We start from the raw sequence: 9404 nt of genomic DNA, 5'->3' as shown, positions 1-9404 counted from the left end.
GCCAGACCCGACGTTGCCGCTCAGTCAGATGCGGCTTGACCGCGTCATAGCGGCGTTCGAGAGAATCCATGACCAGGCTCATAGCACAGACCATAAACACCCCGAGACCAAAACCCAAGTTATTTTACTACGAGCCCTTAGTTCGGGGTGACGCGGAGGAGCTTGTCGTCGGAGCCGTTGGTCGTCGTGATGTACAGGGCGCCGTCCGGACCCGAGCGTGCGGCGCGTAGGCGGCCGAAGCGGTTGTCGAACTCCGTCGGGATCGCCACCGACGCCACGTCTCCCTCCGGGGTCAGCGTCAGCACCAGCACCTTCGCGCCCTTGAGCGCGGTCACCACCAGCGCGCCGTTCATGGCGCCCCACTGGTCACCCGACAGGAACGTCGCCGCGCAGACCGCCTCCGTCGTGTCGCCCGACTGCCACTTCGCCGGCACCGCGTCCGGGAAGCGCTGCAGGTCGGTCATCGGCACGTCCTCGTCGTAGCCGCCGACCGTCCCGCCCTGCGACGGGTCCCACCCGTAGTTCTTGCCGGCCTGGATCAGGTTGACCTCGTCGTTGCGGTCCGGCCCGTGCTCGGCGGTGAACACCTGGTCCGAGTCCGGCCGCACCGCGACGCCCTGGATGTTGCGGTGGCCGTAGGAGTACACGTACCGCTCGTGCTCGTTCGACGAGCCGATGAACGGGTTGTCCGGCGCCGGCTCGTCGGTGTTCAGGTCCAGCCGCAGCACCTTGCCGCCCAGGCTGGTGCGGTCCTGCGAGATGGCACTCTGCGCGGTGTCCCCGGTGCCGACCCACAGCATCCCGTCCGGACCGATCGTCGGCCGGCACCCGGAGTGCCGCCCGCTGCTCAGCGGCAGGCCGGTGAGCAGGTCCTTCTCCCGGGTGGCGATCTTGCCGTCCTCGGCGAGGCGCCAGGTGACCAGGCGGATGTCGCTCGGGTCGCCGTTCTCGGTGTGCGTCTGGCAGGTGGTGAACCGCCGCGTCCGCTCGAAGTCCGGGTGCACGACCATGCCCATCAGCCCGCCCTCGCCGGCCACGAACACGTCCGAGAGCTCGGCCTTCACCTGTGTCGTCGTGGCGCCGGGCGACGTGCCGGACAGCAGCGCGATCCGGGCGGGCCGCTGGGTGACCAGCACCTGGCCGTCGGGCAGGAAACCGATGTCCCAGCCGTGCTCGAGGCCGCCGGCGACCTGTTCGACGCGCAGCTTCGGCGTCTCCGTGCTGCTCGGCGGGGTCGGCGTGCGGGACGGCTCGGTCTGCGAGGGCACCTCGCCGACCTCGCGGTCCGCGGGGGCGTCGGTGCAGGCGGTGAGCGCGGCCAGGCCGCCAACGACGGTCAGCGCGACGACGAGGTAACTCGCCCGTTTTGCCATGGGTCCAGAATGCCGCTCAACACGTCGCACTGGTGTGAGGACCGCCGAGGGGAGTTTCGGGTGAGTGACAACTGGTACACCGACTATCGCCAGAACAAGCGGCTGCGGGGGCTGGAGGAGGACCTGTCGTCGGTGAGCTCGTCGCTCGCCTCGGCGCGGTCGTCGCAGCGGCGCCTGCATGCCGAGCTGTCCAAGGTCAGCGGGTCGCTCGAGCAGCGGCTGAACCGGCTATCCGCCGCGTTCGACGCGTTCGTGGAGATCAGCGACCTGCGGGTGACGCTCGGGCTCTTCGACGCGCAGGGCCGGGTGCGCCACCAGGCCAGGCAGCTGCTCGCCGGCGCGGGGCCGGACGGCGAGGTGTCCGATGTGGACGCGTACTGGCTCGCGCCCGCGCTGGGCGCGTTGCGGGTGGCGGCCGACGGGGTGGCCGACACGGACTCGATGGCGCTCGCCCGAGCCCGGGATGCCCGGCGTGCCACGGTGTTCCACGTGCTCGGTACGGGTCTGCTCGGCGGTCGGGAGACGGTGACCGCCGCGATGCTCGCCGACGCGCTGGCGGTGCCGGCGGCGACGTTGCCGCGCTATCAGCGTGCCGTGTGGACGCTCGCGGCCGACGGCTTCTTCGGCGAGGCCGGCTGGGAGCTCGTGCGCGGCCGCGGGGTCGAGTTCGTCCGCGCACTGTCCGATGAGGAGCGCGCGGCAGCCGTCGACGCGGTGCGCACCCTCGGCACCGCGAAGGCGGAGTCGGTGTCGCTGCCGCGCGAGCTGGAAGGCGTCGCGGACCTGGCGAGCGCGCTGTCCGCGGCGTCCGGGTTGTCGGCGCTGCGGGCGTGGGTCGAGGAGGCACTCGCCGCGTATCCGAACGAGCCGGCGCGGGAGATCGACCCGGAGGTGCGGCGCGCGGTCGAGCTGCTGGTCGACGAGGGCAGCCCGGTGGAGCTGCCGCTGCTGGCCCGGGAGCGCGAGCTGCGCGCGGTGATCGAGGGGATCGGCAGCGAGCCGCCCGGGTGGGACGGCTCGGTCGGCGAGACGTTCGCGTTGCTGCGCGAGGACGCCGCCGACACCGCCCACCCCGGCCGGCGCGCGGTGGCGGTGCGGATCAGCGGCTCGCTGGTGCTGGCGGCGGCCGACCGGCTGGCCGCGGCGGCCCGGGGCGAGGCGCCGGACCGGGTGCAGGCGCGGACGCGGCAGGGCCTGGTGACGATCACGCCGGCCGGTCCGGAACAGGCGTCGCTGTCGACGGCGCGGTCCCGGATCGACTCGTCGGCGAAGGTGTCCGGCCAGCGGCGGGGGATCGCGTACGCCGGGCTCGGCGTGGCGGTGGTGTTCCTGGTGTTGGCCGTGGTGGCCGGCTGGGGCTGGGTGTTCGTGACGCTGGCCGCGCTGGGCGTGGCGGCGGTCCAGTGGCGGACCGACGTCCGGGAACGGGCCACGGCGGCGGAGCGGGCGACGGCGGCGCACGCGCAGCTGGCGAAGGAGCTGGAGAGCCGGGTGACGACCCTGAAGGACTGCCACGACCAGCTGAAGGCCCACCGGCCCACCATCGACGACGACCTGGAAGCACTCCGCGGCGCCCTGTCCTGACCCGACGGCGCTTCAGCCGCCTGGGCCCGCGGCGGGCTCAGGCGGCCGGGCGGCTTCGGGCCACGACCCGGGAGCACGCCCCGTCCAGCACGCGGACCTGGAGCGAGCCGCAGGTGCAGCGGCTCCACACGGTCTGGCCTTCGGTGGTGTGCTGGCGGGACACGATCTGGAACGGCTCCGCGTCCGGCCATCCACAGTGCGGGCAGTAGGTCATGGCTGGACCGCCTCCCCGGAATCAAAAGTTGTGGTCACCGTGCGTTGGTGCCGTGCGGTTCGGTGCGTACTGGTGGCTGGGTTGCGTCCCGTTCCCCTTGGGCGCGGTTGGCAGGCACGTGGTTCGTGCGGGTTCATGGCTCCAGCCTCGGGCCAGCGACCTTTTATGTCCACGTTGACTTTCCGGACAGTACCGTGAAGCATCAGCTTCATGATTGACCTGCGCCGCCTTCGGGTGCTGCGTGCGGTCGCGCACTACGGCACCATCACCGCCGCCGCGCAGGCCATGCACTTCACCACCTCGGCCGCCTCCCAGCAGATCCGCCAGCTCGGCCGCGAGCTCGACATCACCCTCCTCGAGCCGCACGGGCGCAAGGTCCGGCTCACACCCGCCGGGCAGAAGCTCCTCGCGCACGCCGACGCCATCGAGGCCCGCTGGGAGCAGGCCGAGATCGACCTGCGCACCTCCCGGGACGAGCCCGCTGGGCTGCTGCGGCTCTGCGGGATCCCCACCGCGGTGGCGATGCTGCTCGCGCCCATCGCCGGGCCGCTGCGCGACCGGCACCCCCGGCTGTCGCTGCGGATCCAGGAGGTCGAGCAGCAGCATGGGTTCGACCTGCTCTTCGACGGCGCCGTCGACCTGGCGGTCCTCGAGGCCACGCCGGACAACCCGCCGGCAGGCGACGCGCGGTTCGACACGCGGCCGCTCGTGGACGACGTCTTCGACCTCGTGGTGCCGCTCGGCCACCGGCTGGCCGCCGAGCAGGCGGTCGTGCTCGCCGAGGCGGCCGACGAGGACTGGGTGCTGCCGTCGGTCGAGTGCACCTGCCGCCAGCACACGCTCGCCGCGTGCGGCGCGGCCGGCTTCACCCCGAAGGTGGCGCACAACGCGCTGGAGTGGAGCGCGATCGCGCACCTGATCGCGCACGGCCTCGGGGTCGCGCTGGTGCCGCGGCTGGCCTACCTGCCCAGCCACCTGCCGATCACCCGGCGGCCGCTGGCCGGCCGGCACACGCCCAGCCGCAAGCTGCTGACCTGCACCCGGGCCGGCGGCCGAGACCACCCCGCGGTGGCCGCGGCGCTCGCCGAGCTGGCTACCGTGGCAGCGTGAGCGGGAGTGACGGAGCGTTCGCCGTCTGGACGCGTGCGCGGGAGTGACGAAGCGAACCATCGAACACAGGAAGCGCGGGCGCGTCAGCGCCGAGCATCGCACGGAGCGAGTCATTGGACGGCGGGGCAGCGAGTAGCGGAGGAGCGGAGCGAACCATCCAACACAGGAAGACGGCGATGAAGCGACCGAACGAATGACGGTCACGCTGAAAACCGACGGCCCGGTGGCGACGCTGACCATCGACCGCCCGGCCAAGCGCAACGCGATGAGCTTCGACATGTGGTCCGCACTCCCGGCCCTGCTCGGCAAGGTCGACGCCGACGACGACCTCCGCGCGCTGGTCATCCGCGGCACCGACCACTTCTCCGCGGGCGCCGACATCAGCGAGTTCACCACGCTGCGTGCCGACCCCGGCGGCGCCCGCCGCTACGGCGCGGCCGTGCACGCGGGCGAGCGGTCCATCGCCACGCTGAGCAAGCCGACCATCGCCGCGGTCACCGGCGTGTGCGTGGGCGGCGGCTGCGAGATCGCGCTCGCCTGCGACCTGCGGGTCGCCGCCGACGACGCGCGGTTCGGCATCACCCCGGCCAAGCTCGGCATCGTCTACAACGCCACCTCGACCAAGCGGCTCGTCGACGCCGTCGGCCCGGCCTGGGCGCGGCAGATCCTGTTCACCGGCGAGATCATCGACGCGGCGACGGCCCTGCGCATCGGGCTCGTCAACGAGCTGCATCCGGCCGAGGGCGTCGGCGCCCGCGCGACCGAGCTCGCGACGACGACGGCGCGCCGGGCCCAGGTGTCGGTCCGCGGCGCGAAGACGATCATCGGCCGGATCACCGACGGCCACCTCGACGAGGACGAGTCGGTCAACGCGCTCTACGAGGCCTCGGTGACCAGCGGCGACTACGCCGAAGGGGTGCGGGCCTTCATGGAGAAGCGCCCGCCCCGGTTCTAGTGTCGCGTGACCCTGAAACCTTTACGTCGCTGCGGCCCACGCGGCCCCTGGCCGCGTTGTCGGAAGGCCCAAGTACATCCAGTACGAGCGGCTTTCCTCCGCCTTGCCAGGAACCACGTGGATCCACAGCGGACGCAAAGGAACAGGATCACGCGACACTAGGGGCGCGGCCCGAGCAGGTCCTCGAGGTCGCGGCGGGAGCGGCCGCCGAGCTTGCGGAGCACCCGCGCGACGTGGCTCTCCACGGTTCGCTGCGACAGGAACAGCCGGGTCGCGATCTCCCGGTTGGACTTGCCGGCCGCCGCGAGCGCGGCCACCTCGTGCTCCCTGGGCGACAGCTGCGACCCGTAGGACCGGCGCCCGCCCCGCCACGGGTAGGGCAGCGGCAGCCCGAGACCGCGGAACACCCGGCACACCCGGGCCACGTCCCGCGCCGCGCCCAGCTCGTCGAAGGCCCGCAGCGCCTGTTCCAGCAGCTCGGCCGACGCCCGCCAGCCACCCAGCCGGGCCAGCGCCGTCGCCTCGTCGTAGCGGAACCCGAGCCGGCCTAGCTCCGCGCACACCTCGGCCAGCACGGCCTCGTCCCTGGCCAGCACCGCCTGACCCTGCCGGCGCAGCGCCTGGGCCTTCGGTGCGTCGGCGTCCCCGAGGCCGGCGGCGAGCTCCTCGACCGCCGCCGCGGCCCGCGCGGGCCCCGCCCTTCCCGGCCAGCTCGTCCAGCGCGTCCACCAGGCACAGGGTGGCCTCCGCGCCCCACACCCAGTTGCCCTTCGCACGCACCGCGGCCAGGCAGCGGGTGGCCTCCCGCGCCGCGGCCCGCGGCTCGCCGAGTGCCAGCAGCAGCCGGGACAGCGCCGCCAGCGCCGGCACCAGCGGGCGCACCGCACCGACGTCGGCCGCCGCCGTGACCACCTCGGTCAGGCAGGCGCGCGCCTCCTCGGCGTCGCTCCGCACGGCCAGCACCGACCCCAGCAGGAACCGGGTGTCCAACCCGGCCGCGTCGAAGTCGTTCGGCTCCCGGACCAGCGCGCGGGCCCGCTGCTCCAGGCCCGCCCAACGGCCGGCCTCCCGGTCGATCGACCCGCCGGCCGACCTCGTCCACGATCGCGGTGCCGAGCAGCGCGCCCGCGTCCGGCCCACCGAGGTAGTGACGGGTCTTCGGGTCGAGGACGAAGGCGCCCACATAGCCGTTGCCCGACCAGGGTGGTGCGGACCTGGCGGCGGCCGTCGAGCGGGCGGTGCGCGAGCGGTTCCGGGGCTCGCCCGGCTGGTCGTGGACGGTCTCGCGGCGGACGGAGATTCTGGCGGTGGGGGGACGTAGGCTGGTAGGTGAGAACCCCTCCCGCGGGCTCGTCCCGGGCAGGGGTGTGTTCGCGTTGAGGGGTACTCACACCGTGTCGATGTCCGGCCCGCTTTCCGGTCTGTTGCAAGCCGTCCTGCCCGATCCCGCTCTCACCACCGTCCTCGACGCCGCCGGGCGGCCCGCCCTCGAGCTCGAGGGACCCACCGCGGCCCGACCGCTGGTCGCCGCCACGCTGGCACGCAAACACCCGGTCCTCGCCGTCACCGCCACCGGGCACGAGGCCGACGACCTCACCGCCGCGCTCGGCGATCTGCTCGGCACCGACCGCGTGGCCAACTTCCCGTCCTGGGAGACGCTGCCGCACGAGCGCCTCTCACCCCGTGCCGACACGGTCGCGCGCCGGCTGGAGATCCTTCGCGCACTGGCCAACGGCGACGAGCTCGAGGTCGTCGTCGCCACGGTCCGCAGCCTCATCCAGCCCATGGCCCCCGGCCTCGGCGAGCTTGAGCCGATCCACCTGACGGTGGGCACCGAGCACGACTTCGACGCGCTCATCGAGCGGCTCGTCGACCTCGCCTACACCCGCGTCGACATGGTCGAGAAGCGCGGCGAGTTCGCCGTCCGCGGCGGCATCCTCGACGTCTTCGTACCCACCGCCGAGCACCCGGTCCGGGTCGAGTTCTGGGGCGACGAGGTCAGCGAGATCCGCCAGTTCGCCGTCGCGGACCAGCGCTCGCTCGTCGGCGAGTCCGCCGAGGTCGCCGAGCTCACCGCGCCGCCGTGCCGCGAGCTGCTGCTCACCGAGGACATCCGGCACAAGGCCATGGAGCTGGCCGAGCGGCACGGCGCCGACGGGACCGCCGACGCGCACCTCGCCGAGATGCTCGCCAAGCTCGCCGACGGCATCCCCACCGAGGGCATGGAGGCCCTCATCCCCGTCCTGTGCGAGGGCGAGCTGGACCTGCTCACCGACGTCCTCCCCGACGGCGCCCACGTGCTCGTCATCGACCCGGAGAAGGTCCGCACCCGCGCCCACGACCTCGTCCGCACCGGCCAGGAGTTCCTCGAGGCCGCGTGGATGGTCGCGGCCGGCGGCGGCGCGAGATCTGCTGGCAGGGTCGAGCCGTCCGCACAGCGCCCGCTCGACCTCGGCAGGTCCGCCTACCGCGACCTCGCCGACGTCGCGAGCCACGCCCGCGACACAGGCCACCCGTGGTGGACCCTGTCCCAGCTCACCACGCCGGACGAGTCCGTGGTGCGGCTCGACATCCGGCATGTCGAGGGCTACCGCGGCGACGTCACCCGCGCCTTCACCGACCTGCGCGCGCACATCGCCACCGGCGGCGCGGCCGTGCTCGTCGTGCCCGGTGCGGGCACCGCCCGGCGCGCGGTCGAGCAGCTCGCCGACGCCGAGGTCGCGGCCACCTTCGCCGAGGACGGGCTCACCGAGCCGCCGCCCGCCGGCCTGGTCACCGTGGTCCAGGGCGCCATCGAGGAGGGCTTCGGCGTCCCCGACCGCGCGCTGGTCGTGCTCACCGAGACCGACCTCACCGGCGGCCGGCACGGCACCTCCACCCGCGACCTCTCCACGAAGATGCCGTCCCGGCGGCGCAACGCGGTCGACCCGCTCGCGCTGCGCCCGGGCGACCACGTGGTGCACGAGCAGCACGGCATCGGCCGCTACGTGGAGATGGTGCAGCGCACCGTCTCCGGCGCCACCCGCGAGTACCTGCTGCTGGAGTACGGCTCGTCCAAGCGCGGCCAGCCCGGCGACCGGCTGTTCGTGCCGACCGACCAGCTCGACCAGATCTCCCGTTACGTCGGCGGCGAGCTGCCGACGCTCAACAAGCTCGGCGGGTCGGACTGGAAGAACACCAAGGCCAAGGCCAAGAAGGCGGTCAAGCAGATCGCCGCGGAGCTGGTCCAGCTCTACGCCGCCCGGCAGGCCGCGCCCGGCCACGCGTTCGGCGCGGACACCCCGTGGCAGCGCGAGCTCGAGGACGCGTTCCCGTTCACCGAGACGCCCGACCAGATGGCCGCCATCGACGAGGTCAAGGCCGACATGCGGCGCGGCATGCCGATGGACCGGGTGATCTGCGGCGACGTCGGCTACGGCAAGACCGAGATCGCCGTGCGCGCGGCGTTCAAGGCCGTCCAGGACGGCAAGCAGGTCGCCGTCCTCGTGCCGACGACGCTGCTCGCCCAGCAGCACCTCAACACGTTCACCGAGCGCATGCAGTCGTTCCCGGTCAACGTCAAGGGCCTGTCCCGGTTCACCCACGGCCCGGACGCCGAGGCGGTGATCGAGGGCCTGGCCGCCGGCGAGGTCGACGTCGTCATCGGCACGCACCGGCTGCTCCAGACCGGCATCCGCTACAAGGACCTCGGCCTCGTGGTCGTCGACGAGGAGCAGCGGTTCGGCGTCGAGCACAAGGAGCACATCAAGGCGCTGCGCACGCACGTCGACGTGCTCACGATGTCGGCGACGCCGATCCCGCGCACGTTGGAGATGTCGCTCGCCGGCATCCGCGAGATGTCCACCATCCTCACCCCGCCCGAGGACCGGCACCCGATCCTCACCTACGTCGGCGGCTACGACGACAAGCAGGTCGGCGCCGCCATCCGGCGCGAGCTGCTGCGCGACGGCCAGGTGTTCTACGTGCACAACCGGGTCTCCTCGATCGAGAAGGCCGCCCGGCGGCTGCGTGAGATGGTGCCCGAGGCGCGGATCGTCACGGCGCACGGCCAGATGAACGAGGATCGCCTGGAGAAGATCATCGAAGGCTTCTGGGTGCGCGAGTACGACGTGCTGGTGTGCACGACGATCATCGAGACCGGGCTGGACATCGCCAACGCCAACACGCT

Annotated in this window: 8 protein-coding genes; 5 read left to right on the top strand and 3 right to left on the bottom strand. The window is 72.9% G+C overall.

The window, feature by feature from the left end:
- Positions 1-137: 137 nt before the first annotated feature.
- Entirely contained in the window at positions 138-1373 is a 1236-nt protein-coding gene (locus tag GEV28_RS40370; RefSeq protein ID WP_291419360.1) for a PQQ-dependent sugar dehydrogenase, read from the bottom strand.
- Positions 1374-1433: 60 nt separating this feature from the next.
- On the opposite strand from GEV28_RS40370, the gene GEV28_RS40365 reads away from it, so the two are divergent.
- Positions 1434-2957: a hypothetical protein gene (locus GEV28_RS40365; protein ID WP_291419359.1), complete on the top strand. Its 1524-nt coding sequence runs from the start codon at positions 1434-1436 to the stop codon at positions 2955-2957.
- Between the two features lie 37 nt (positions 2958-2994).
- On the opposite strand, the gene GEV28_RS40360 is transcribed toward GEV28_RS40365, so the two are convergent.
- Entirely contained in the window at positions 2995-3171 is a 177-nt protein-coding gene (locus GEV28_RS40360; protein ID WP_291419357.1) for a hypothetical protein, read from the bottom strand.
- 210 nt (positions 3172-3381) lie between these two features.
- Between GEV28_RS40360 and GEV28_RS40355 the strand changes: the two genes are divergently transcribed.
- The gene (locus tag GEV28_RS40355) at positions 3382-4281 is read left to right on the top strand and encodes a LysR family transcriptional regulator (RefSeq protein WP_291419355.1); all 900 of its coding nucleotides are present in this window, start codon (positions 3382-3384) and stop codon (positions 4279-4281) included.
- 193 nt (positions 4282-4474) lie between these two features.
- On the top strand, positions 4475-5236 hold the full coding sequence (locus tag GEV28_RS40350) for an enoyl-CoA hydratase-related protein (RefSeq protein ID WP_291419353.1): 762 nt from the start codon (positions 4475-4477) through the stop codon (positions 5234-5236).
- A gap of 158 nt (positions 5237-5394) precedes the next feature.
- On the opposite strand, the gene GEV28_RS40345 is transcribed toward GEV28_RS40350, so the two are convergent.
- Positions 5395-6012, bottom strand: coding sequence for a helix-turn-helix transcriptional regulator (locus GEV28_RS40345; RefSeq protein ID WP_291419351.1), 618 nt, complete (start codon positions 6010-6012; stop codon positions 5395-5397).
- Between GEV28_RS40345 and GEV28_RS40340 the strand changes: the two genes are divergently transcribed.
- Positions 6000-6557 (top strand): hypothetical protein, encoded by a 558-nt coding sequence (locus GEV28_RS40340; protein WP_291419349.1) that lies wholly within the window; start codon positions 6000-6002, stop codon positions 6555-6557. The genes GEV28_RS40345 and GEV28_RS40340 overlap by 13 nt on opposite strands.
- Before the next feature lie 79 nt (positions 6558-6636).
- Positions 6637-9404 (top strand): transcription-repair coupling factor (mfd, locus tag GEV28_RS40335; RefSeq protein ID WP_291419347.1); only part of this gene is annotated, 2768 nt, incomplete at its 3' end.

Source organism: Actinophytocola sp. (genome assembly GCF_009379765.1).
GTDB lineage: Bacteria > Actinomycetota > Actinomycetes > Mycobacteriales > Pseudonocardiaceae > Actinophytocola.
Note: the sequence above shows the minus strand (reverse complement) of the source record. Positions and strands in the feature narration are given on the sequence as shown.

Bases quoted from the DNA above. Each gene is read 5' to 3' on its own strand.
- GEV28_RS40370 (WP_291419360.1), bottom strand. From the start codon at position 1,373: ATGGCAAAACGGGCGAGTTACCTCGTCGTCGCGCTGACCGTCGTTGGC.
- GEV28_RS40360 (WP_291419357.1), bottom strand. From the start codon at position 3,171: ATGACCTACTGCCCGCACTGTGGATGGCCGGACGCGGAGCCGTTCCAG.
- GEV28_RS40355 (WP_291419355.1), top strand. From the start codon at position 3,382: ATGATTGACCTGCGCCGCCTTCGGGTGCTGCGTGCGGTCGCGCACTAC.
- GEV28_RS40350 (WP_291419353.1), top strand. From the start codon at position 4,475: ATGACGGTCACGCTGAAAACCGACGGCCCGGTGGCGACGCTGACCATC.